Genomic DNA, 23,360 nt, shown 5'->3' on the forward strand with positions numbered 1-23,360 from the left:
GGGCGCGCCCGCGCGGGGCCAGCGCCGGTACGGTGGATCCACCACATCGGCACACATTCGCAGGGGAGCGCCCGCCGTGGCCTATCCGGACGATTTGCTCAGCCAGAACGAGCGCGTGGTGGTGCACAGCCACCCGCACTTCAAGATGCTGATCTTCCCGTTCCTGGCGTTCGTGATCACCGTCGGCGCGGCGGTGTGGCTGTTCGTTCTCGCCAAGGACTTCGCCGGACCGTGGAACAACGTCACGATGATCGCTGTCGCCGTGGTGGCGCTGATCTTCGTGGTGTGGCTGTTCCTCTCGCCGCTGGTCCGCTGGCGCACGACGCACTTCATCGTGACGACCGACCGGCTGATCGCGCGCGAGGGCGTGCTCAAGCGCACCGGCATCGACATCCCGCTGTCGCGGATCAACAGCGTGCAGTTCGAGCACGGCCTGATGGACCGGATCTTCGGCTGCGGCACGCTCATCATCGAGTCGGCCTCGGACGAGCCGCTGCGCTTCGATGACATTCCCCACGTCGAGCACGTGCACACGGTCATTTACCGCGAAGTCAACGACAATCCCTACGACGACTACCACGGCGCGCCCGGCCCGCAGGACACCGAACCTCTGCCCCCGCGCGGCCGGGAACCGCGCGGAAGGAGACGCTGACGTGGGTGCTCGAGAGGTCGGCCTGCCGGAACGGGTCCCCGCGGGCGGATTGCCGCCGCGGGTCGAGATCTGGGAGGTCGGGGCGCGCGACGGGCTGCAGAACGAGGGCTCGGTCGTGCCGGTCGAGGTCAAGCTCGAATTCCTGGACCGGCTCGCCGGCGCCGGGCTGACCACTCTCGAGGCGACCAGCTTCGTGCACCCGAAGTGGGTGCCGCAGCTCGCCGACGCCGAACAGCTGCTCGCCGGGCTCGACCGGCACGACGGCGTCCGGTATCCGGTCCTGGTGCCGAACGACCGCGGCCTCAACCGCGCGCTCGACGCGGGCGTCGACCACATCGCGATCTTCGCCAGCGCCACCGAGACCTTCGCCCAGCGCAACCTGAACTCCACGTTCGACGACCAGTTCGCCATGTTCGAACCGGTGGTCACGCGGGCCCGCAAGGAGGGCCTCGAGGTCCGCGGCTACCTCTCGATGTGCTTCGGCGACCCGTGGGAAGGCGTGGTCGCGGCGGAGCAGGTCGTGCGCGCGGGCAAGCGGCTGCTCGACTTCGGCTGCTCGCAGCTCTCGCTCGGCGACACCATCGGCGTCGCCACCACGAACCAGGTCACGCGGCTGATCGAGGCGTTCGGGGACACCGCCGACATCTCCAAGCTCGCTGTGCACTTCCACGACACCTACGGCCAGGCGCTGGCCAACACCGAGGCCGCGCTGCGCGCCGGGGTGTCCACTGTGGACTCGTCGGCCGGTGGCCTCGGCGGCTGCCCGTACGCCGAGTCGGCGACCGGCAACCTGGCGACCGAGGACCTGGTCTGGCTGCTGGAAGGACTGGGCGTGGAGCACGGCGTCGACCTCGGCAAGCTGGTGGAGACCAGCGTGTGGATGGCCGGGCAGCTGGGCCGTCCGTCGCCGTCGCGGGTTGTGAACGCGCTTGCCGGATAGCGTCGTCGAGTTCGTCCCGCTCGGGGCGGAGACGTGGCCGTTGTTCGAGCGGCTCTTCGGTCCGGGCGGGGTGCAGGGCGGCTGCTGGTGCTCGTTCTTCCGGCTCAGCGGTCCGGACTACAAGGCCGCCGGTCGTGAGGGCCGCAAGGAGCATGTCCGGAGCGCGGCCCAGGACGGGAAACCTTTGGGGCTGCTGGGAATCATCGACGGTGAACCGCTCGGCTGGGTGGCCGTGTCGCCGCGGAAGGACAATCCGCGGCTGGCGCGGTCGCGCGTGATGGCGTCGGACGAACCCGGCGCGGTCTGGTCGATCACCTGCTTCTACATCCACCGGCGCGGCCGTCGGCGCGGGCTGGCCACGGCGTTGCTGCGGGCCGCCGTGGACTACGCCGCCGAACAGGGCGCGGAAAGCGTCGAGGGATATCCGGTGGAGGCCGGACCTCGAACGACCTCCGCGGACCTCTATCACGGCTCCACCGGCATGTTCACCGACGCGGGCTTCGAGGTGGTCGAGAAGCGCGGCCTGGCCCGCGCGTTGGTGCGGCGGCGCATCCCCGTCGCCCGATAAGGTGGGTTTCCCGCTCGCCCGGAACCTTCCGGCGCGAGCGAGCGTCCGACCCGGTGCCGGCACGACCGAGAAGAGGGTGCCAGTGTCCGACCGACCCGAACCCGCAGACACCGACGTTGCCACCGGCCCGGTGCGCATGCCCGCGCAATACGGCGGGTTGCTCGAGCGCGGCTTCGACGAGGTGCCCACCCCGCCAACGGGCACCGGAGTGCTGCCCGCGCACAGCCGTCCGCCGGTCGGTTCTCCGCGCACAGACCGGGAAAGCGTGCTGGCGCTGTTCGCCGTGCACATGTTCCCGCTCGGCCATTTGCCGGTGGCCGCGGACCGTCCGGACCGGCAGTTGCCGCTGCCCTCGGACGGGGTCGCCCGGCGTCCGCTGTTCGACCATCCGGAATCGGCGCTGCTCGATGACACGGCGGTGCTCGGATACGTCAAACAGGGCTTTCGTCGTTCGCCCGCGCCGCCGGTCGATCCGGAGCCGCCCCAGGCGGTCACTGAAGGCTATGCGCCGCCAGCGGGTCCGGAGTGGGAGCGCCGATTCGTGGTCGGCGCCGAATACGTGTGGCCGCCCGCGGAGGGCTGCGTCGAAGAGCCGAATCCGGTGGTATTGCCGGAAAACACGCTGCTGGACCGCTTCGGCAGCGACCACGGCCGGGTGTTCGCGCCGGACGGCACGCCGTTCGCGGAGCGCGCTTTGCCGCCCGCCGCGCTGCGCTCCGGCTACCGCCGTTACCGCGTGCTGAAGCCGATGCCGGTGTGGCAAGCCACGTCGGCGGAGTGGTTCGACGGGCCGGGCGGCGGAATCCGCTACCGTGCGGTGCTCTCCGCGGACGAACTGGTCACGCTGGGATTCCTGGTTGATGTCACGCGGGAGGCACGATGAACACCCAGTCGATCCGGAAGTGGCTGGACGTCATCGGGGTGCCCGAGGAAGTCGTGTCGATCGGCCGGGAAGCGGACAACACGTGGTGCCTGCTGCCGACGGCGGACGGCGGCTGGGAAGTGTTCTGGCGCGAGCAGGGCAACCGCTACGACTGGGCCGCGTTCACCTCCGAACAGGTCGCCTGCCACTACCTCTTCGGCAGGCTGACCTGGTCACAGGTGGCGCGCGGCGCGGTCGGCGTGCTGCCCGGCGCTCACTGACGGCGCAGGATCGCCAGCGCCTCGTCGTGCAGGAGGCCGTTCGTGGACAGCGCTGAGCCGCCTTCGTAGGTCTCCGCGCCGGAAAGATCGGTGAACCGGCCGCCCGCCTCGGTCACGATCACCTGCGCGGCGGCGACGTCCCACGGGTTCACGATGCACTCGGCCGCGACGTCCATCGCGCCCTCGGCGACGAGGCAGTGGCTCCAGAAATCGCCGAACGCGCGCGACTCCCAGCACGCCTCGGTCAGCGCGAGGTACCTCTCGCGGGAGTGGTACTCGGTCCAGCTGTTCAAGTCCGTCGTGGACAGATAGGCGTCGCCGAGCGTCGCCACCTTCGACACCGACATGCGCCGTTCGCCCGCCGCGTCGCGCAAGTGCGCGCCTTCGCCCCGAGCGGCCCACCAACGACGGCCCAGCAACGGCGCGCTGATCATGCCGACCACCGGAGTGCCGTCCTCGACGAGCGCGATCAGCGTCGCCCACACCGGGACGCCGCGCAGGAAGTTCTTGGTCCCGTCGATCGGGTCGATCACCCACGCGCGGCCTTCGCTGCCCGCGGTGCCGCCGCGTTCCTCGCCCGCGACCGCGTCGCCGGGCCGTTCCGCGGCGAGGATTTCGCGGATCGCGTCCTCCACGGCGGTGTCGGCGTCGGTCACCGGAGTGCGGTCCGGTTTCGCGGACACCGCGAGGTCGAGCGCACGGAAACGGGCAGTGGTCAGCGCGTCGGCGGCGTCCGCCAGCCGGGTGGCGAGAACGAGGTCATCCGAGTAGGCAGGCACGGTCACGATGGTTTCACGCCCGTGCGCCGTAAGGTTGGCCAGGTGAGCATGGTCCTACTTGCCGAAGACGATCCGGCCATCGCCGAGCCGCTGTCCCGCGCGCTGCACCGGGAGGGGTACGAGATCGAGGTCGTCACCGACGGGCCGGCGGTGCTCGCCGCGACCGCCGCGCACCGCGTCGACCTGCTCGTGCTCGATCTCGGGCTGCCCGGGATGGACGGGCTGGAGGTGTGCCGCAGACTGCGCGCGAGCGGCACCGAACTGCCGGTCCTGATGCTCACCGCGCGCACCGACGAGGTCGATTTCGTCGTCGGCCTCGACGCGGGCGCGGACGATTACGTCGCCAAGCCGTTCCGCCTCGCGGAACTTCTCGCCCGGATCCGCGCGCTGCTGCGCCGCCGGGTGCCGGAGGTGCTGGAAGCGGGCGGCGTCCGGATGGATCTCGGCGCGCGACTGGTCACAGTGGACTCCCACGAGGTGCAGCTGGCGAACAAGGAGTTCGAGCTGCTGCGCGTGCTGATGAGCCGGGCCGGGCAGGTCGTCAGCCGCGACGAGATCCTCGCCGAGGTGTGGAACGACCTGGAGTCCAAGACGTCGAAGACCCTCGACATGCACATGTCCTGGCTGCGCCGCAAACTCGCGGTCGCCGCCGACGAGGCGGCGGGCAGGCAGGCGAAACCGGCGCACTCCGACGCCGAACGGCGCATCGCGACCGTGCGCGGCGTGGGGTTCCGGTTCAATGTCGAGTAGCCGCCGATGAGCATGCGCCGCCGGATCCTGCTGGCGATCCTCCTCGCCGTGCTGGTCACCGCGGCCGTGCTGGGCATCCCGCTCGGCGTCACCGCGTGGCGGCTGGTGGAGAACCTCAACCGGGAAAGCCTGGCCGAACGGGCCCGCAACATCGCCGCGACGGTCGATACGCAGGTCGCGAACGGCCAGGAAATCGACCTGGAGCAGTTTCGGGTCGGCGTTCCCGAGGGCGGCATGCTGATCGTGCGCGCCGAGGGCTTCAGCGAGAAACACCTCGGCGCGAACCCCGGTCCGGACCCAGTGGTCGAATCGGTCCCGACCGCCCGCAGCGGCACGGTAATGCTGGCGATCCCGAGCGGTCCGGTCCGCACGAAGCAGACGCAGGTGACACTGCTGGTCGTGCTGCTGGTGGTCCTGTCGGTTGGTACCGGCACGGTGGTGGCGACAGTGACCGCCCGCCGCCTGGCGAAACCACTGCGGCACGTCGCAGACCGCGCGTCCCGCCTGGGCGGCGGCGATTTCCGCCCCGACCCGAGCCGGTATCGCGTGGCCGAACTGGACATGGTCGCTGAAGCCTTGGACACGTCCGGGTCCGCCTTGGCGCAGCTCGTGCAGCGAGAACGACAGCTGGTCGGGGACGTCTCGCACCAGCTGCGGAGCCGGTTGACCGCTCTGCAGCTCCGGTTGGAACCTCTGACCGGCCATGAAGACCCAGACGTCGCGGAGGAATCCCGGGCCGCGCAGGAACAAGCCGACCGCCTAGCCCAAGCCCTGGACGAGCTTCTGGCCGCCGCCCGCGCCGCCCGCGAGGTAGATGCCGAGCCCGTCGATCTGCCGGTGACGCTGCCCGCGGTCGCGGAGGAATGGCGTCAGCTGCTGCGAGTCGAGGGCCGGAACTTGCGGCTGAAGGTCGCCGACGGCTTGATGGTGCGCGTGACCCCGGCGCGGCTGCGCGAGGTGATCGGGGTACTGCTGGACAACGCCCTCCGCCATGGTGCGGGGACCGTCACGCTGTCCGCCCGCCGCGGCGATGCGGAGGGGACTGTGGTGATCGAGGTCGCGGACACCGGCTCTGGCGTGCCGGACGAAATCGCGCCGCACATTTTCGAACGCGGTTTTTCCGGCGGGGGTTCGACTGGGGTCGGTTTGGCTTTGGCGCGTGCTCTTGTCGAGGCGGATGGCGGGCGGCTGGAACTGTCGAATAAGCGCCCGGCGATTTTCAGCCTGTTCTTGAAGGTCCCGCGTCCGGATGAGGTGGGGGAATTACGGTGGCCTGCGGAGCCGGTTCCTCGCTGAGCAGGATACGGACAGCTTGCCGCAGGTCGGTTGCGATGCGGTGGGACGGTTGCTGATCTTGCGGCCAGGTGCGGTGGTGGCTGATCCAGACGGTGCGAATTCCGGCGCTATGCCCACCTGCGATGTCGAGGTGGGGACTGTCGCCGATGAGCCAATCGTCGGGTGACAACGTGGTTCCGCAGTTTTGCGCGGCTCGACGGAAGATGCGCGGATCCGGTTTGCGCAGTCCTACGGCGTCGGAAATGCAGCAACCGTCGACTGCTTCGGCGAGGCCGGTGTGCTGGAGTTTCGCGAGCTGGTTGTCCTGCATCCCATTGGTGACAATGCCGATTCGCCATCCGGCGGCACGCAGGGAACCGAGGTCGTCCAGCACGTTCGGGTAGAGCTGCACCAGGTGCGGGATTCTCGCGCGATAGTTCGCCCAAAGCTGGTCAGCTGACTCGGCCAAGTCGAACTTCTGCCGCACCTCGGCGAAGAACCGGTCCAGCGGACCTTCGCGCCGCGCGGCGATCAGCCAGGCCGCCGCGTCGTCGGGGAGCCGGTGCTGGGAAGCGAATTCCGTGGTCCAGCGGGAAAACGCCCCGCTGAGATCGGTCAGCGTGTCGTCAAGGTCGAACAGCGCCAGCCAGGTCACCGGGGAAGCCGGGTGACCCCGTCCTTCCGCCGTTCCCCCAGCTCATCCGGGAAGACCCACTTCTTGAACCCCCAGAACCGGAACACCATCGCCAGCAGCATGCCGATGATCGACCCGCTGGCGAAGTCCGCGACCTCCTGCACGAAGCGCGACACGTTCGGCACTTCCAGGTGCAGCCAGTAGCGCGAGATCAGCAGCGGAATGAGGTTCACCACCACCGCGACGCCGCTGATCACGAAGAACAGCGTCGCCTCGTGGGCGCGTTCGCGGCCGCCGCGGGTGCGGAACGACCATTCGCGGTTGAGGACGTACGACACGATCGTCGCGACGATGATCGCGATCGCCTTCGCCGTGGTCGGTTTCGACTCCAGCACGCTGAGCTTCAGCAGGTACCAGACGCCGTTGTCGACCAGGAAGGTCGTGCCGCCCACGATCGCGAACTTCAGCAGCTCCCGGTGCTTCACGAGCACGGAGCGCAATGGCTCGGGGGTGCGGGCGAGCACGGTTTCGACGACGGTCACGTATCGCAGTCTAGAGAATTCGAGGTCACGGCAGGTCTCAGGCGGCCTTACGGTCCGGAATATCCGGATTGTCATTCCGCCCCGGTTCCGTCCGGGCGCCCTCCGTAGGAAAAACCCACTTCTTGAACGCCCACCAGCGGAACAGCGTCCCGAGCAGAGTGCCGATGATCATCCCGCTGACGAAGTCGGCGGACTCCTGGCCGACCAGGCTCACGTGCGGCACCTGCAGGTCCAGCACATACCGCGAAACCCACTGCGGCAACGCGTTCAGTCCGAGCGCGACCCCGCTGATCAGGAAAAACAGCGCGGCCTCGTGCGCGCGTTCCCGTCCGCCGCGAGTGCGGAACGCCCACTCCCGATTCGCGACGTAGGAAAAGATCGTGGCGACCAGCACACCGACGATCAGCGCGGTGACCGGATGGGTCCGCAGCACGGTGAACTTCAGGACGTACGTGATCGTCAGCGTGATGACGAAGCTCGTGCCGCCGACCAGGGCGAAACGGACCAGCTCACGGTGCTTCGCCAGGAGTTCGCGCACCTGGCGGACGCTACTCCGTGAACCAGCCGAAGAACCCCCGGGGTTCGACCGACGGCGGACGGTTGTCGTGATTACCGGGTTTGCCGGGCTTGCCGTTCGAACTGGGGTCCGGCGGCGCGCTCGTGGTGGCGGCCGGGCTGCTGGACGTCGGGTCCGGGGTCTCGTCGTCGGGAGACGTCGAGGTCGGCGGGGCGGTGCTCGGCTTCGGGTGCTTCGACGAACTCGGCGGGTGGCTCTTTGAGGTCGAGGTCGGTGGCAACGGCACCGATGTGGACGACCACGGCCCGATCGTCGGGTCGTGGCACATGTCCAACCAGCAGCCGAGCGCTACGGGCACCGGTTTCGCCGAGGCGCCGCCAAGCGACGCGTTGACGGTGACAGTGAGCGGGCCTTCGAACGGCTCGCGGTCCACCTTCACCAGCAGCTCAGCCTTTTCGCCCGGAGCCAGCGGTTTGGCACTGGTGCAGTTCGTGCTCGTCTCACCGGACGTGCAATCGAACTTCACCAAGCCGAGTTGCCAGGCGGTGCTGTGGTCGAACGTGATCGTGACGGGCTTTGTACTCTGCCCGGTGTTGTACACCGTGGCCTGGATCTCCGGCTTCAGGTTCCACGGCATGCCGAACGCCGTAGCCGCCAGCGAGAGATCATCCTTCGGAGCCTTGACCTTCACCTGGACGCGGACACTGACGTTCACCGCAGCACCCGCCGTGACCGAACCGGTCACCGTGCCGCCGCTCGCGTTCTCGTCTGCCTTCAACCGGAACATCAGCACAGCAGACTGGCCAGGCTGCAACCCGCTGCCGGTCTTGCAAGTAACCGTGCCAGTGCCGCCCGGGCACGCGACCTGCATCGGCCCGGACTGCGCGGCCGCCTCACTGGAGTACGCGCCGACAGCGCCGCCGCCGTTCGCTCCAACCGCCTGCACGCCAGGCGGCAGGTTCAGCGTCGCCTGGACCGGATCGGACACCGAACCGCCGTCGTTGCGCACGGTGATCGGCAGCGCGACTGCCCCGCCGCCCGGCTGGAGTTCGACCCCGCCCGGCGGCATGGCCGTGGACAGCTGCGGAGGAGCGGGGTTCTGGGCTGGCGGCTGCGCCGGCGGTGCGGCCGGAGGTGCCGCAGGCGGCGGCACCGCCGGAGGCGCGGGCTGAGCAGGCGGCGGGGCCTGCGGGGCCGGAGGAGCCGGGGGAGCCGGGGGAGCGGGCTTCGGCGCAGGTGCGGGCGCGGCGGCCGGCGGCGCGGGCGCCTGCTGAGCGGCCGGAATGGTCTGCGTCCCACCACCAGCGGCCAGGGCAACAGCAACCGCGGCCACCATCGCGGCCCCGGACATGGCGACTCCAGCGAACTGCCGAGGCGCGGACGCGGCTGCCGCCGCACCAGCCTTGGCTCCGCCTGCCGCAGCCGCGCCAGCACCGACCGCGGCGGCACCGGCGGTAGCCGCGCTCGCCTTGGCCGCACCGATCGTGGCCAGGTAACCGAGAGCGGCACCGCCCAGGACGATCGGGGCGATGATCGCGCGCAGGCTGCCGTTGACGTCGGCCAGTTCGGCCGCCAGCATGCGGCATTCGTCGCATTCGTCGAGGTGGTTTTCGACCTGCGAGCGTTCGCGCTTGGACAGTCCGTCGCGCGTCCAGGCACCGAGCCGCTCGGCCGTCGCGCGGCAGCGGTCCGCACCGTTCTCCTGCAGGTGGACCTGCAGATAAGCCTGCCGGAGCCCTTCCCGGGCGCGGTAGGCGAGCGCGGACACGCCGTTCGCGGTCAGTCCGAGCAGCGGCGCGACTTCAGCCGGGCTCTGCTGCTCGATTTCGGTGTGCCACAGCACTGCCTGCCAGCGTTCCGGCAGCCGCGCGAACGCTTTCGCGGCCATCGTGCGCTCGAGGCCCGCGACGGCGGTGTCGGAGAACGGCACGGTGAGCGCCTCGCCGGCGGTCCCGCCGACGTCGCTCATGTCCTCGTTGAGGTCGATCCGGCGGTCGCGGCGGGTCTTGTCATACGCGGTGTGCCGCAGCGCGGTAAGCAAATACGCGCGGAAGGCGCTGTCCGGGCCCTTCCCGCCACGCAGCGTGTCCAGAACCTTCGAGAACGCCTCCGACACGAGGTCGTCGGCCTCCGAGCTGGACCGCGCGAGCTGGCGGGCGAGGTTGTGCGCGGCACCGCTGTGCCGCTCGTAGAGCGGACCGTAGGACGCGATCTTTCCCGCGCGCACCTCTGCGATCAGCTCGGCGTCACTCTTACCGGAGAGATCGGCGGGAACGGTGGACACGGGGCTCCTTTAAGGCTGCGCGCGCGGCGGACTCCACGCGCCTTACTCCTTACAACGCACACCAAGTGTGACGGATGCGGCGACACTCGTCACGCCGTGGTCCGACAGATGCCTCAGTAGGCGCAGCAAGTTCACCTCCTCGTCTGGTGATTAGCCGAAAAAGATCGGGGAAAACGCGTCACGAGGGGAGTGCCGCCGCGTCCCCTCCGTGATTGGGGAACAAGATCGACACGTACCGGAAGGAGCTGGGGGTTCGGTGGACGTACCGGCGACCGGGGCGCGGTTCGGCTCCGCAGGCGACTCGTCGGGGGACGAGACGCGTGCGAGGTTCGAGCGGGACCGCCATTTGCGGGCATTGCGAGCTCGCTGGCGAACAGCCAGCCTCGCGGCCGGCTGGCGTTTCCCGAGCGACTGGGCATTGCCCGAAGTGGACGCGGTGTGCGCGGCAGTCGTGCGGCACGGCTCGACCGGCGCGGAAAACGCGCTGGCCGGACTGGGCCGGGCGCGGGCCGCGGCGGGAGCGGGGCTGTCGGAAACGCTGTCCGACCTGGCCGCACTGCACGCGGTGCTCGCCGACCCGGACGCGATCGACGGATTCGTCTCGCCGGACGTCGACGCCACTCCGGCCCGGCTGCTCCGCGTAACCGCGCTGGCCTGGGCCGATGTCGCCACCGACCAGCTCGTGCACACGGAAGTCACCGACCCGCTCACCGGCCTGCCGTCCGCGGCGTACCTGCGGACGAGGCTCGGCGAGATCTACCGGGGCGGCGTCAACGAAGCGAACGTGCTGCTCACCGTGTCGCTGGACCTGACGGCGGTGTCCGGTTGGCCTCGGCTGACCGCGATGATCCTCGCCGCGGACGCCGTCCGAGCCGTGTTCGACACCGGCGAGTGCTACGCGACGATCGGTCCGTCCGCGGTCGCGGTGCTGGCCGAACGCAACGAACGCCTGGCCACGCGCGGGGTCGCGTTGCGAAGGGCCCTCAACGAACGCCTTTCGGTGGATCCGCAGCTGCGCGACGTCGCCCGTCCGCTCGTGTCGGCCGTGCGGCTTCCGGGGACCCACGACCGGGCCTGCGAACTGCTGACGGAACTGGCGCACAGCTGAGCCCCGGTCCCCCTTCCCGACCAGCATTCCCGCGTTCGTGCTTTCCTGGTGTGGTGACCAGGACCGTACCCTCCGCCGCCGACGGCGAAGCTCCGGTGAATCGATCCGGGCAGCCCCGGCTGGCTCTGCGCCGATCTCTGGCACGGCTCTCCGTGCGCCCGCGTTCGATGCTCATCTTCGCGGTGTTCCCGCTGCTCGCGATCGCGGTGGGGTTCTGGGGCTGGACGCACGACTGGAACCTCGGCGTGGACAGCGCCGTCTACCGGGCAGGCGCGCTGCAGCTGCTGCGCGGGGACAACCTCTACGACGCGAACACGCTGCCCACCGAACCGGGCTGGGCGCTGCTGCCGTTCACCTACCCGCCGACGGCGGCGCTGCTGTTCGCGCCGCTCGCGCTCGTTCCGGTGCAGGTCGCGTGGGGTTTCCTGACCGTGGTGTCGCTAGGCGCGCTCGCGCTGTCGGTGCGGATCGCGATCGGCGCACTGCCCCGCCCGGCCGCCGACGGACCCCGCTGGTGGGCCTCGCCCGCGCGGTCGACCATCGTGTTCTTCCTGGTCTTCCTCGGCCTGGAACCGGTGTGGCGGACGATCTTCCTCGGGCAGATCAACCTGATCCTGATGGCGATGGTCCTGCTGGACATGCTCGTCATCGGCGCGCGCGGCAGCCGCTGGGGCGGCGTGCTCGTCGGGCTCGCGGCCGCGATCAAGCTGACGCCCATCGTCTTTCTCGGCCATCTGCTCGTCACCGGCCGCTGGAAAGACGCTTTGCGCGGATTGGCGACTTTCGTCGGAATGCAGGCGCTGCTGTTCCTGATCAATCCGCACGATTCGTGGAAATACTGGACCAAGACACTGCCCGACACCGGCCGGATCGGCCCGGTGCACTGGGCGGGCAACCAGTCCCTGAACGCCCTGATGAACCGCGCCACGGACCTGGCCCCGTGGGCCTCGAGCGCGGCGACCGTCATCGGCCTGGTGCTGGCGATTCCGGCGCTGTGGCTGATGTTCCGCTTCCACCGGCGCGGGCAGGCGCTGGCCGCGCTGCTCGTCACAGCGTTCTGGATCTTGCTGATCTCGCCGATTTCCTGGACGCACCACTGGGTCTGGGTCGCGCCGCTGGTCGTGCTCCTAGTGTCCAGGCTGCCGAAAACCACCCCGGCGACCGCGTGGAAACGGTGGCTGGGGACGTTCCTGGTGGCGTTCGTGTTCGTCAGCTGCGTGTTGTTGATCTTGCCGAACGGCCGGAATGTCGAGCTGCATTGGAAGGTGTGGCAGAACATTCTCGGCGACGCTTACATCCTGATGCCGGTGGTCCTGGCGGTGGCGCTGGTCCTGCGGTGGGGCCTGCAGCGGCGTGCGCGCAACCGGGCTCAGCGCGAGTCTGTGGATTCTCCGTAGCCTCTTTGCGCTGGTCGGAGGCTTGCTCACGGTTTTTGTCGGTGGCGACGGTTACTGTCTGGATCGCGGTGGTTACGCGGCCGTCCGGAGCCTGACTCGCGGACGGGCACGGCCTTCGTTCTGATCCGGCGTTTGCCCGGGCAGATCAACCGAATAGTGAGCCCTTGTTACTCCGCTTGACCGCCGTAGAAGTCGCCCAGCGCGGTGCGGGTGTACTGGATCAGCAGATCGGCGTGCGCGAAGTCGTCCGGAAGACAGTCGCGTGCTGCGGTGAGCAACTCGTCGAACCGGAGGGGCGGCGTGACGGTCTTGGCGAGCGGGTGCCGTTCGCGGAGTTGCTTCATCAGCTCGGCGAGGTAGACGACGGCTGAGTTGGAGTCGGTGCTCCAGAGCCAGACGAGCACGTCGCCGAATCCCGCGGGGAAGGCCAGCGGCCGGGTCTCGCCGGTGAGCATCCCGGTGGCCACGCCGGGGAGGCTGGCTTGCCGGAGGGCGTGAAGAACCGGACGCGGGAGAGTGACGGATTCCATCCGGCCATCCTGCTGCAGCGGGCTGGTTGAGGTGGGGTTTCGGTGCCTGGGTGTTGCCGGGGTGTCGCTGTTGAGGCCTGGGTGCTGTTGCGGTGGTCCCCGTTGGGCGGAAGTGGGCGCGCATGGGTGGTTGGCCAGGCCGGTTGGGCGGAACTGCGCGTCGTCACGGTCGGTTTCGCTGGCTCTCGCCCGGTGAATGCAGCTCTCGCCTGGTGAATGCAGCTGTCGCCGATTCAGCGGTCGTCGGCTCAGCTGTCGCCGGCTCGGCTTGAGCGAGCCGATCCCCGCCTTCGCCGCGCTTCTGCCGAGACGCTTCCGCAGGAGCGAGATCCTTCCGGCCGCTGCCCGGCTGCCCCACGGGCGTGCGTGCCGGTTCCCGCCGACCGGCCCATCAAGCCCAGCCATCCCCGATCCGCCCCGCGCCCGTCCACCAGCCGTGTTCGCCGCGCGTCTGCTGGACGGCTCGCGGAGGCGCGAGAGCCTCCCGCGCATCGCCCGCCCGGTCCCGCCAGCCGTGCACGCCACCTCGCCCGGTTCCCGCCAACCCCGCCCGCCCCCAACCGCCAACGTCGTCCCGTCACCCGCCACCTCCGCCGCAGGTCGCCGACGGTCCGCCAGCTCCCGCCCAGTAACCTGGTCTCCGCTATGGACAAACGAACCGGTCTTCCCATCGTCGGCATGGTGGGCGGCGGGCAGCTCGCCCGCATGACGCAGCAGGCGGCGATTTCCCTCGGCCAGTCGCTGAAGGTGCTGGCGGCCGACGAGGGCGACGCGGCGGCCCTCGTGGCGAGCGACGTCGTCATCGGCCATCACACCGACCTCGACGCGCTGATCGACTTCGCCCGCCAGGTCGACGTGGTCACCTTCGACCACGAGCACGTACCCGGCGAGCACCTGCTCACCCTCGCCACCGAGGGCTTCGTCGTCCGCCCCGCGCCCACCGCGCTCGGGTTCGCGCAGAACAAGCTCGTGATGCGCGAGATGATGGCCGGCCTCGGCGTGCCCGGCCCCGCGTTCGCCGAAGTGTCCACTGTGGACGATGTGGTGACGTTCGGCGACGAGCACGGCTGGCCGGTGGTGCTGAAGGCGTCGCGCGGCGGGTACGACGGCCGGGGCGTCTGGATGCTCGACACCGCGCAGCAGGCCCGCGAGACCGTTCCCGAACTCCTCGAAGCGGGCACCGAACTGCTGGTCGAGGAGAAGGTCGCGATGAAGCGCGAGCTGTCCGCGCTGGTCGCGCGCTCCCCGTTCGGCCAGGGCGCGGCGTACCCGGTGGTCGAGACCGTGCAGACGAACGGCATCAACACCGAGGTCCTCGCCCCCGCGCCGGGGCTGGCCGAGTCGCGCGTGCACGAGGCGCAGGAGCTGGCACTGCGCATCGCGTCGACGCTGGACGTCACCGGGCTGCTCGCGGTCGAACTGTTCGAGACCGAGACCGGCCTGCTGGTCAACGAACTGGCGATGCGCCCGCACAACTCCGGCCACTGGACCATGGACGGCTCGCGCACCTCGCAGTTCGAGCAGCACCTGCGCGGCGTCCTGGACTACCCGCTCGGCCGCACCGACCTGATCGCGCCCGCGTGCGTGATGGCGAACGTGCTCGGCGCGGACGTCTCGCCGCAGATGAGCCCGGACGAGCGCGTCCACCACCTGTTCGCGCGGTTCCCCGAGGTGAAAATCCACCTCTACGGCAAGCAGGACCGGCCGGGCCGCAAGCTCGGGCACGTCAACTTCGTCGGCGACCGCATGGACGACCTGCGCGATCGCGCGCTGCTGTCCGCGCACTGGCTGTCCCACGCCGTCTGGCTCGACGGCTACGAGATCCACTGAAGGGGAACACAATGGCGCCGCAGGTGGGCGTGATCATGGGCAGCGACTCCGACTGGCCGGTGATGGAGGCCGCGGGGCAAGCGCTGGACGAGTTCGGCGTCGAGTACGAGGTCGGCGTCTACTCGGCACACCGCACCCCGCAGCGGATGCTGGACTACGCGAAGTCCGCGGCCGACCGGGGCATCCGCACGATCATCGCGGGCGCGGGCGGTGCCGCGCATCTGCCGGGCATGGTCGCGTCGGCGACGGTGCTGCCGGTGATCGGCGTGCCGGTTCCGCTGAAGTACCTGGACGGCATGGACTCGCTGCTGTCGATCGTGCAGATGCCCGCGGGCATCCCGGTCGCGACCGTGTCCGTCGGCGGGGCGCGCAACGCCGGCCTCCTCGCGGTCCGCATCCTCGCCGCCGCTGACCTGCAGCTGCAGGCGAAACTGACGCAGTTCCAGGAGGATCTGGAGCAGCTGGTGCTCGACAAGGACGCCAAACTCCGCGAAAAAGCGGGCAAGTAGCGCGCGGATGCCGGTCCGGAACCGGCATCCGCACCCACTTCCAGGCTCAAGCCGGGTCAGGCAGCTGCTTCCGCAGTTCGCGCTTCAGCACCTTGCCCGCCGCCGAGACCGGGATCTCCGCCACGAAATGCAGTTCCCGCAAGCGTTTGTACGGCAGCACCTTCTCGTTCACCGCCGCCATCAGCTGCTCGGCGTCCACTGAGGAATCCGGCCGCCGCACCACGAACGCCACCGGCAGCTCGCCGACCTCCGGACTGGGCCGCCCGACCACCGCCGCCGACAGCACGCCCGGCGACGCGCTCAGCAGCTCCTCCAATTCACGCGGAAAGACGTTGTACCCCTTGTACAGCAGCATGTCCTTCTTGCGATCCACAATGGACAGATAGCCGTCCTCGTCGAGTACGCCGATGTCGCCGGTGTGCAGCCATCCGTCGACCAGCGCCGCGGCGGTCTCTTCCGGACGGTTCCGGTACCCGCGCATCACCTGCGGCCCGCGCAAGCACACCTCGCCCTCTTGCCCCGGCGGCAACGGCTCCTCGCTCCCGTCCGCGACGAGCTTGACCTCAGTGTCGAAGATCGGCCTGCCGACCGACCCGACCTTGCGTACGCCGGACCGGTAGCTCGGCGAGATCACCGCGCCCATCGTCACCTCGGTGAGCCCGTATCCCTCGGCGATCACGACGTCAGGGAACCGCTGGTGCAGCGCGCGGATCATCTCGTGGCTCATCGGCGCGGCGCCGGAGCCGATGTTGCGCACCGACGACAGGTCAGCAGTGTGGAACGCAGGCGTCGCCAGCAACGCCGCGAACAGCGCGGGCGCGCCGCCGATAGTCGTGACCTGCAGTCGCTCAGCGTCCGCGACATACGCCGCCGGATCGAACCGGGCATGCAGCACGGTCGTGCCACCGCCCATCAGCGGACCGTTGAGCCCGGCGATCACACCCATCGCGTGGAACCACGGCGTCAAGTTGATCGCGGTGCCGGTGCCAAGCCGGGTCGGCCATTCGTCCGGGCTGCCGACCTGGTCGATCGTCAGGTCGCCGTTCGCGTCGAGCGCCGGTACCGAGCCGGTCGACCAGCACGTGTGCTGCAGCGTGTTCGTGACGACGTTGCGATGCGTGAGCTCGACGCCCTTGGACCGCCCAGTCGTGCCACCCGTGTAGGCGAGATGCGCGAGGTCGTGGTCCACATCGATCGCGACGTCAGGCCTGGTCGCAGGCTGGTCAGCGAAGAACTCGCGGAACTCCACGCTCCCCTCGCCGAGCTCGCCGGCAGGCGAGACGACGATCGTGAGCCGCGCCGGAATCCGGCCAGCGACCGCCGCGAGCGTGCCCGCGACCGGCCCGAACGTCACCACCGCAGCGGCCCCGCAGTCAGTGAGCTGGAAGGCAAGGTCATCCGGCGGAAGCAGCGGATTCGTCGGACTGAACGTCGCCCCCGCCAGCAGAATGCCGTGGTAGGCGATCGGATACGCGAGACAGTTCGGCAGATGCACGGCGACCACATCGCCCCGCCCGATGCCGCGGGCGAGCAACGCCTGCGCGAACCGGCAGGCGGCCTGCCAGGTCTGCGCGAACGTGAGCTGGTCGTCGCCCATCGCGAACGCGACGCGATCGCCGTAGCGCGTCGCGGCACCGGCGAGCACCGAACCTATCGGCACCCGGGGGTAGTCAAGAGAAGCGGGCAATCCGGGCGGCGGGGTCGACGCAGTGGCAGCCATCACGTGACCATACGAACCGTGAGGCCGAGGACACAAGCAGCGAGCCGCCGCGTTCGGTGTGAACGCGGGCTAACATCGGGGGACTTTCTCCCGTTTCGCTGCAGAAGAGGTGACTGAAGGTGGCCGAGGGCCTGTATCAGCTGGCCGAAGAGCACGAGGAACTGCGCGCCGCGGTCCGGGCTCTAGCCGAAAAGGAGATCGCCCCGTACGCGGCGGAGGTCGACGAACAGGAGCGCTACCCGGTCGAGGCCAACCAAGCGCTCGTCAAGGCAGGCTTCAACGCCGTCCACATCGGCGAGGAATACGACGGCCAGGGCGCAGACGCCATCGGCGCATGCATCGTGATCGAGGAAGTCGCCCGCGTCGACGCGTCGGCATCGCTCATCCCGGCAGTCAACAAGCTGGGCACCCAGCCGATCATCCTGTCCGGTTCGGAAGCCCTGAAGAAGCTGGTCCTGCCGTCCATCGCAGCGGGCGAAGCGTCCGCGTCCTACGCCCTGTCCGAGCGCGAGGCCGGTTCGGACACCGCGTCAATGCGCACCCGCGCCCGCCTCGACGGCGACCACTGGGTCCTCAACGGCACCAAATGCTGGATCACCAACGCCGGCGAATCGTCGTGGTACACGGTGATGGCGGTAACCGATCCCGACGCGGAAAAGAAGGCCAACGGCATTTCCGCGTTCGTCGTGCACAAGGACGACCCAGGCTTCTCGGTGGGCCCGAAGGAAAAGAAGCTGGGCATCAAGGGTTCCCCAACCCGAGAGATCTACTTCGAAAACTGCACCATCCCCGCGGACCGCATCATCGGCGAACCGGGCACCGGCCTGAAAACCGCCCTGCGCACCCTGGACCACACCCGCCCGACCATCGGCGCGCAGGCCCTCGGAATCGCCCAGGGCGCCCTGGACGCAGCCGTCGCATACGTCAAGGAACGCAAGCAATTCGGCAAGGCAATCGCGGAATTCCAAGGAATCCAGTTCATGCTGGCCGACATGGGAACGAAAATCGAAGCCGCCCGCCACCTGGTGTACGCCTCCGCGGCGTCCTCCGAACGCGGAGACAAGCGCGCCAGCTTTACTGCGTCTGCAGCCAAGGCTTACGCGTCTGACGTAGCAATGTCGGTAACGACGGACGCAGTGCAACTGTTCGGCGGCGCAGGCTACACCCGAGACTTCCCAGTCGAACGAATGATGCGCGACGCGAAGATCACGCAGATTTATGAAGGCACGAACCAAATCCAAAAGGTCGTAATGGCGCGGTCCCTGCTGAAGGGCTGAGCTCCCGACGGTCTGCTGAAGAGCCCCACTACCCCAGATCGGGTGGTGGGGCTCTTCTTGTGCTCGATCCTGCCGTCTCCGGATGCGTGACTGGCTACAGTTACGACCGGGAGACTTTGACGTCGCAGGGGAGAGACTGTCGAATGAAGGTGCGCTTCGCTAGTTTGACCGCTGCTGCGGTGGTAGGGGTTGCGTTCGTTGCGGGGTGTTCCGGAAGCCCTACGTCAGTCCCGGATCTTGGCTCAGCTACTGGGAAGACGCCGCAGCAACCGTAGCGGACATGGCCATCGCCAACCTGAAGCACAGGCGGGTGCGTGACCCATGTGGCGCGTCGCTGTCTTTGCGCCACGGTCGCCCCTGCTCGGGTCCGGTGCACGGTGGGGTGAGTTTGTCAGTTTCCGTCACCTCGCTGTGAGCAGGTGGTTACAGTGACAGTCGGAGGGGCCTCAGGACTGGTTGCCTGGTCAAGAGGTGGTGCGCGGTGCACGGGAGGGTGGGCATGGCTGAGAACGACCCAGGGAAAGCGATAGAAACGACGGGGTGGTTGACCGGGCTGCCGATCACCGTCGTGGGTGCGGCGATGAACGTGGCCAAAGGGGTGTCGGACGCTGCTGCTGTCGCATCTGCCACGCAGGCTGGGGCCGGGTTCACCTTGAGTCCAGATGAGGCGCGTTCACTGCTCGACCGGGCGAAGCGACTTCGCGACAATGCCATGAAGATGAGGTCGAGCGCGGAAGCGTTAACACTTCTTACGCCGCCTGCGCAGGATCCGGGGAGTATCGGGTTCAATCAGCAGGCGGTCAAGACCTTCGCGGCGGGTAAAGACTCGAATGAGCAGGTGTACGGCTACATGGTGGAATTGATCGGCCGATTAGAAAAGGCCATGGGCATAGTCCACGAGTCGGACGGTCAAGCGGCTGCGGACGTGAAGAATGTTGGCAGTGGTGGTCAGGGCAAGGGGATCGTCGGATGAAGGCGCAGTTCGTTGCCGTGGCTGTTGGTGTGGTCGCGGCAGTCGCGTGCGTTTCGGGATGTTCAGGTGGTTCGGGGTCGGGTGGGTCTCCCGCTTCGGTAAGCGCTCCAGTTTCGCCCTCGGCCACAGGGAAGACGCTGCCTTATGCAGGTGCCCCGAAGGTCGAGAATCCATTGCCGGATTCGGTGCTGTCGGCGCATCCGTGCGATAGTGCGCTCACCCCGGATCAAGTGGGCGCGGCTCTGACTCAAAAACCGCGGGGCGAACATGACGACAAGCCTGAACTCGGTGCGCAGTGCCATTGGATCAACAGTGATGTCGGTGCTGGCGTAAGCGTAATTTATGTCACCAAGGTGACGGACGGACTGAGTGCGGTTTACGCGAATACGAAACCGCAGTCTACGGTGTGGCGCCCCCTTTCGCCTATTCAGGGACTTCCGGCGGTTGCCCACTCAACGTATAGCACCGAAGGATCCAAGTCGTTTTGTCAAGTAAGCGTCGGTATTAGTGACAAATATACCGTTGGTGTTTCGGTTAATCTCAGCCCGGCGAAGGTCGGCGCACAGCATGATCCATGTGATGCCGCTACGCAGGTCGCTGGAATGGTGGTCACCAATCTGAAGCAGAAGGCGGGTGCGTGACCGGTGGGGTTCTTCGACTTCATCGGTGACGGAGCCAAGTGGATTGGCGACCGTATCAGTGACGCGGATGACTGGGTCAATGATCGGCTCAAGGACGCCGGTGGTTGGTTTTCCGACTTCTACCACGGAAACCTCGGCGACCAAGCCGTTCCGGCTCCGGCGATTGTGCAGCAGGTTCAGCAAGGGCCGGGGACATCGTCGTGGGACAGTGGCAGTTCCACGGTTCAGAAGATGATCCAGGAGCACAACCAGAACAGCGACGACGCGCAGCAGATCACCACCATGCTCGAATCTGTCTGGACCGGCGACGGTGCGGATGCGGCTCGCGCGAGGCTCAGGCCCTTGTCTGATGCCTCGGCTACCTCTGCGCAGGCTTACGTCGTTAATGGACAGCAGCTGGTCGATACCACGCACGGCTACAACGACATGAAGATCGCGCTGCAGTCGATGCCCCCGACGCCCCCACACAAGAATCTTTGGGACCAGGGGACTCCGTGGGACACCGATACCGAGAAGCAGATCAACGAGTACAACGCGGCGGCTAACCACAACGTTGAGCGGTATCAGAAGTACGCGGACCAGGCCAAGACCAACGGTCAAGGGCTGAATAGCAATTACGGTCAGGTTTCCGGATTCGACGGGCAGAATCTCAAGATCGATTCTGGTGGCGATCACGCGAAGGGTAAGCACGAGAAGGCTTACCGGGGGCCGGGGCGGGATTCTGGTGGGCCGGGGCGTGGGCCTGGGGCCAGTGGCGGGGTTGGGAACTGGCCGGGAGGCAGCGAGGCCGGGACCAGCGGGCCTGGGACTAGTGGGTCCGGGACGAGCGGGCCGGGGACTAGTGGGCCTGGGGTCGCTGGTCCTGGCAGCAGTGGCGCGGGGAGCAGTGGGGCGGTTAGCGGAACTGGCGGGGTGCCGTTCCATCCGGGGAGTGCGGGAAGCGGCGGGACGTACCCGGGGAGCACCGACGGGACGTCGACGTCTGGGTGGACGCCGCCGTCGGTTGATCGGGCCGGAGGGGCCAATTGGACACCTCCGACGTCGACGCCGACCTCCTGGGGGACTGGGGGCGGTAGCAGCAGCAACAGCAGCGTTGGCGGCTGGGCACCCGGCGGGTTTGGGCCGCTCGGCGGGGGCGGCGAAGCGGGAACTGGTGGTCGCGGCGGCGGGATTGCGGCGCGGCTTGGCGGGGGCGTAGGCACAGGAGCGGGCGCCGGAGTGGGTGCGGGGGAAGAGGGCCGCGCAGCGGCAGTCGCGGCGGGGAAGGGTGCGGCTGGAGCCAAGGGGAGCCCGGGGATGGGTGGCGTGGCCGGCGGCGGAAAAGGCAAAGGCGAGGAAGACAAAGAACACCAGCGCAAGTACGGAATCGAAGACGACTCCGCGTTCTCTCTCGTCGACGAGAACGGCGAGCGGGCCCTCGATCCGCGCACTGGGCTGCCCCCGACACCCCCGACGATTGGTGGTTGAGGGGTTCGATGACGATCATCGACAGGCCGTTGCGGATGCCGCGGCCGGTGTTTTTGGCGCTTTGGCACGCTGAGGACCTCGGGAAAGCACCGGTGGTGGTTGAGGACACGCCGATGTACTTGACCGAGGAAGGTGCGGCCGAAAGGGCGAAGCGGACGCGGGATCTTCTTGCGCAGCTTGGCGAAACAGCGGCGGAAGCGTTGCGTGGCACGTTAAAGCTGCTCGCTACCGCGCGGCATGAGGTGTACGGGTGGACTGACTTCGGCACTCACCAAGAGGACAACGGGGCGATTCTCGTTGCGGCAAAAGGGCAAGAAGCCGTGCGGTTGATTACGGACGCGGAATCTGTCCAGCTTGACCCGGTGTCACCCCGCGAGTTGGCGGCTTGTTTGGTCATGGCGATGCCGGACTGTCCTCCGGCGGCGGTTCGGGCGATGCAGGTCAGCCGGGAGTATTACGACGGGGGCGGCAGCGCGGATCCGCTGGCGGAGGAGGGGGGCGACGCGGACGAGTTGCGGTATCTGATGCGGGCGCCGCGTGACGCGGTGCATCAGCTGCATGCCGCGGTCCGGGACGAGACGGGCGGGCGCCGGTACAGTTCGCCGTTGTCGGTCATCGACCTCAGCGGGCGGGGGCGGGTGCTGAGCTTCCAGAGCACAAGGGATGGCGCCGCGCGGATCAGTGTCTACCCGGGAAACCGGGCGTCCTTGATCGATGCGGTGGATCGAACGCTCGCCGGCCTGCGATAAAAACTAGTAACCGCGTTTCCCTTTCTCGTGTTCCGCGTTAACCATTGCGTCGGGTTCACAGAGAGGTGAAACGGTATGGGCGTACGCGCGTTCGGACGAGGCATGGTCCTCCTGGCGGCGACGGTGGTCGCGCTCGGCGGCGGCACCGCGGTGGCATCGGGGGCAACCGGGAAAGAACCGACCGGGCCGGTGCAGCCGAACATCATCGCTGCGGCGATTTACTCGGTCGGGCAGCCGACGATCGCGCCGCCGGGGGCCAACGACTGGAACTGCAAACCCTCTGCCGAGCATCCGAACCCGGTGTTGCTGTCCAATGGCACCACGGCCAACGCGTACGAGAACTGGGCGAATCTGTCCCAGAAGCTCGCCAACGCGGGGTACTGCGTGTTCGCGGGGAACTTCGGCGGGTCGCCGGGGGCGTTCCTGCAGACGGTCGGGCCGGTGGCGGGGACCGCGGGTCAGCTGGCGACCTTCGGGGACAAGATTCTGAAGGCGACGGGGGCTTCGAAGCTGGACGTCGTCGGGCATTCGCAGGGCGGGATGAACCCGCGTTACTGGATCAAGTACCTCGGCGGCGCCAGCAAGATCGGCAAGCTGATCGGGCTGTCCCCGTCCAATTACGGCACCAACCTGTTCGGCCTGCTGACCGCGATCCAGGCGATTCCGCCCGCGCGTGACCTGGTGGGGGTGGCTTGCGCGGCTTGCAACGAGCAGTCCACCGGGTCCGCGTTCCTCAACGACCTCAACGCGGGCGGAGACACTGTCCCGGGCGTCGACTACACGGTCATCCAGACCAGGTATGACGACGTTGTCACGCCCTACACCAACGCCTTCCTCAAGCCCGCGCCCAACGTGAAAAACCTCGTCCTCCAGGACGTCTGCGGACTCGACTACACCGACCACCTCGGCATCACCTACGACCCGATCGCGCAGCGCGAGGTGCTCAACGCGCTCGACCCGCAGCACGCGAAGAGGCCCAGCTGCGTGTTCGTGCCCCCGGTGATCAGCTGAGATACCCCCGCCTCGGGGTAAAAACGCGAACACTTTCGCCGACTTGATTGCGCCGGCTCCGGCC

General features: G+C 68.3%; 24 protein-coding genes. 17 read left to right on the forward strand and 7 right to left on the reverse strand.

Translation table 11 applies throughout. The annotated features are described in order from the left end of the window. Positions 1-76 precede the first annotated feature (76 nt). The 5 genes from ABZX37_RS30490 to ABZX37_RS30510 all read left to right on the forward strand — a co-directional run bounded on the left by ABZX37_RS30490 (position 77) and on the right by ABZX37_RS30510 (position 3,303). Positions 77-652 (forward strand): PH domain-containing protein, encoded by a 576-nt coding sequence (locus ABZX37_RS30490; protein WP_354745339.1) that lies wholly within the window; start codon positions 77-79, stop codon positions 650-652. Position 653: 1 nt separating this feature from the next. Continuing rightward, positions 654-1,592, forward strand: coding sequence for a hydroxymethylglutaryl-CoA lyase (locus ABZX37_RS30495; protein ID WP_354745340.1), 939 nt, complete (start codon positions 654-656; stop codon positions 1,590-1,592). Then, positions 1,582-2,160, forward strand: a complete 579-nt coding sequence (locus ABZX37_RS30500) for a GNAT family N-acetyltransferase (RefSeq protein ID WP_354745342.1) — start codon at positions 1,582-1,584, stop codon at positions 2,158-2,160. Before ABZX37_RS30495 ends, ABZX37_RS30500 begins: the two co-directional genes overlap by 11 nt. An 82-nt stretch (positions 2,161-2,242) precedes the next feature. After that, positions 2,243-3,043 carry a TNT domain-containing protein gene (locus ABZX37_RS30505; protein WP_354745344.1) on the forward strand — a complete coding sequence of 267 codons (801 nt, stop codon included), beginning with the start codon at positions 2,243-2,245 and terminating at the stop codon, positions 3,041-3,043. Further along, positions 3,040-3,303 (forward strand): hypothetical protein, encoded by a 264-nt coding sequence (locus ABZX37_RS30510; protein WP_354745346.1) that lies wholly within the window; start codon positions 3,040-3,042, stop codon positions 3,301-3,303. Before ABZX37_RS30505 ends, ABZX37_RS30510 begins: the two co-directional genes overlap by 4 nt. Here the strand turns inward: ABZX37_RS30510 and hisN are convergent. Next, entirely contained in the window at positions 3,297-4,088 is a 792-nt protein-coding gene (gene hisN / locus ABZX37_RS30515; protein ID WP_354745348.1) for a histidinol-phosphatase, read from the reverse strand. The genes ABZX37_RS30510 and hisN overlap by 7 nt on opposite strands. Positions 4,089-4,130: 42 nt before the next feature. On the opposite strand from hisN, the gene ABZX37_RS30520 reads away from it, so the two are divergent. Together ABZX37_RS30520 and ABZX37_RS30525 are read left to right on the forward strand one after the other, a co-directional pair. Then, positions 4,131-4,832 (forward strand): response regulator transcription factor, encoded by a 702-nt coding sequence (locus ABZX37_RS30520; protein WP_009072764.1) that lies wholly within the window; start codon positions 4,131-4,133, stop codon positions 4,830-4,832. A 12-nt stretch (positions 4,833-4,844) separates the two neighbouring features. Then, complete coding sequence (locus tag ABZX37_RS30525) at positions 4,845-6,128, forward strand: ATP-binding protein (protein ID WP_354745434.1); 1,284 nt, start codon at positions 4,845-4,847, stop codon at positions 6,126-6,128. Here ABZX37_RS30525 and ABZX37_RS30530 read toward each other — a convergent pair. The 4 genes from ABZX37_RS30530 to ABZX37_RS30545 are packed head-to-tail and all read right to left on the reverse strand — an operon-like array spanning position 6,052 to position 10,084. Next, complete coding sequence (locus ABZX37_RS30530; RefSeq protein WP_354745350.1) at positions 6,052-6,762, reverse strand: HAD family hydrolase; 711 nt, start codon at positions 6,760-6,762, stop codon at positions 6,052-6,054. The two genes, ABZX37_RS30525 and ABZX37_RS30530, sit on opposite strands and share 77 nt — an antisense overlap. Continuing rightward, on the reverse strand, positions 6,759-7,283 hold the full coding sequence (locus tag ABZX37_RS30535) for a GtrA family protein (RefSeq protein WP_344288785.1): 525 nt from the start codon (positions 7,281-7,283) through the stop codon (positions 6,759-6,761). The genes ABZX37_RS30530 and ABZX37_RS30535 overlap by 4 nt, the downstream gene beginning before the upstream one ends. Positions 7,284-7,320: 37 nt before the next feature. Continuing rightward, positions 7,321-7,821, reverse strand: coding sequence for a GtrA family protein (locus ABZX37_RS30540; protein ID WP_354745352.1), 501 nt, complete (start codon positions 7,819-7,821; stop codon positions 7,321-7,323). Between the two features lie 10 nt (positions 7,822-7,831). Next, on the reverse strand, positions 7,832-10,084 hold the full coding sequence (locus ABZX37_RS30545) for a sigma-70 family RNA polymerase sigma factor (protein WP_354745354.1): 2,253 nt from the start codon (positions 10,082-10,084) through the stop codon (positions 7,832-7,834). A gap of 256 nt (positions 10,085-10,340) precedes the next feature. On the opposite strand from ABZX37_RS30545, the gene ABZX37_RS30550 reads away from it, so the two are divergent. Then, entirely contained in the window at positions 10,341-11,192 is an 852-nt protein-coding gene (locus ABZX37_RS30550; RefSeq protein WP_162834763.1) for a hypothetical protein, read from the forward strand. A gap of 53 nt (positions 11,193-11,245) precedes the next feature. Further along, positions 11,246-12,589: a glycosyltransferase 87 family protein gene (locus ABZX37_RS30555; RefSeq protein ID WP_354745356.1), complete on the forward strand. Its 1,344-nt coding sequence runs from the start codon at positions 11,246-11,248 to the stop codon at positions 12,587-12,589. A gap of 167 nt (positions 12,590-12,756) precedes the next feature. On the opposite strand, the gene ABZX37_RS30560 is transcribed toward ABZX37_RS30555, so the two are convergent. Then, entirely contained in the window at positions 12,757-13,119 is a 363-nt protein-coding gene (locus tag ABZX37_RS30560) for a hypothetical protein (RefSeq protein ID WP_354745358.1), read from the reverse strand. A 645-nt stretch (positions 13,120-13,764) separates the two neighbouring features. On the opposite strand from ABZX37_RS30560, the gene ABZX37_RS30565 reads away from it, so the two are divergent. Next, the gene (locus ABZX37_RS30565; RefSeq protein ID WP_354745360.1) at positions 13,765-14,949 is read left to right on the forward strand and encodes a 5-(carboxyamino)imidazole ribonucleotide synthase; all 1,185 of its coding nucleotides are present in this window, start codon (positions 13,765-13,767) and stop codon (positions 14,947-14,949) included. Between the two features lie 11 nt (positions 14,950-14,960). After that, positions 14,961-15,458, forward strand: a complete 498-nt coding sequence (gene purE / locus ABZX37_RS30570) for a 5-(carboxyamino)imidazole ribonucleotide mutase (RefSeq protein WP_101435814.1) — start codon at positions 14,961-14,963, stop codon at positions 15,456-15,458. A 46-nt stretch (positions 15,459-15,504) separates the two neighbouring features. Here purE and ABZX37_RS30575 read toward each other — a convergent pair whose 3' ends face one another. Continuing rightward, positions 15,505-17,178: an AMP-binding protein gene (locus ABZX37_RS30575; protein WP_354745363.1), complete on the reverse strand. Its 1,674-nt coding sequence runs from the start codon at positions 17,176-17,178 to the stop codon at positions 15,505-15,507. A gap of 119 nt (positions 17,179-17,297) precedes the next feature. On the opposite strand from ABZX37_RS30575, the gene ABZX37_RS30580 reads away from it, so the two are divergent. From ABZX37_RS30580 to ABZX37_RS30605, 6 genes are all read left to right on the forward strand, one after another. Further along, positions 17,298-18,455, forward strand: coding sequence for an acyl-CoA dehydrogenase family protein (locus ABZX37_RS30580; RefSeq protein ID WP_354745365.1), 1,158 nt, complete (start codon positions 17,298-17,300; stop codon positions 18,453-18,455). A gap of 499 nt (positions 18,456-18,954) precedes the next feature. Then, the gene (locus ABZX37_RS30585; RefSeq protein WP_354745366.1) at positions 18,955-19,428 is read left to right on the forward strand and encodes a hypothetical protein; all 474 of its coding nucleotides are present in this window, start codon (positions 18,955-18,957) and stop codon (positions 19,426-19,428) included. Next, entirely contained in the window at positions 19,425-20,069 is a 645-nt protein-coding gene (locus ABZX37_RS30590) for a DUF3558 domain-containing protein (RefSeq protein ID WP_354745368.1), read from the forward strand. The genes ABZX37_RS30585 and ABZX37_RS30590 overlap by 4 nt, the downstream gene beginning before the upstream one ends. Before the next feature lie 3 nt (positions 20,070-20,072). Beyond that, positions 20,073-21,536, forward strand: a complete 1,464-nt coding sequence (locus ABZX37_RS30595; RefSeq protein ID WP_354745370.1) for a hypothetical protein — start codon at positions 20,073-20,075, stop codon at positions 21,534-21,536. A gap of 8 nt (positions 21,537-21,544) precedes the next feature. Further along, on the forward strand, positions 21,545-22,285 hold the full coding sequence (locus ABZX37_RS30600) for an ESX secretion-associated protein EspG (protein ID WP_354745372.1): 741 nt from the start codon (positions 21,545-21,547) through the stop codon (positions 22,283-22,285). Positions 22,286-22,360: 75 nt separating this feature from the next. Further along, the gene (locus ABZX37_RS30605) at positions 22,361-23,296 is read left to right on the forward strand and encodes an alpha/beta fold hydrolase (RefSeq protein ID WP_354745374.1); all 936 of its coding nucleotides are present in this window, start codon (positions 22,361-22,363) and stop codon (positions 23,294-23,296) included. The last annotated feature ends 64 nt before the right edge of the window (positions 23,297-23,360 follow it).

It is taken from the genome of Amycolatopsis sp. NPDC004079 (assembly GCF_040610415.1).
Lineage (GTDB): Bacteria > Actinomycetota > Actinomycetes > Mycobacteriales > Pseudonocardiaceae > Amycolatopsis > Amycolatopsis halotolerans.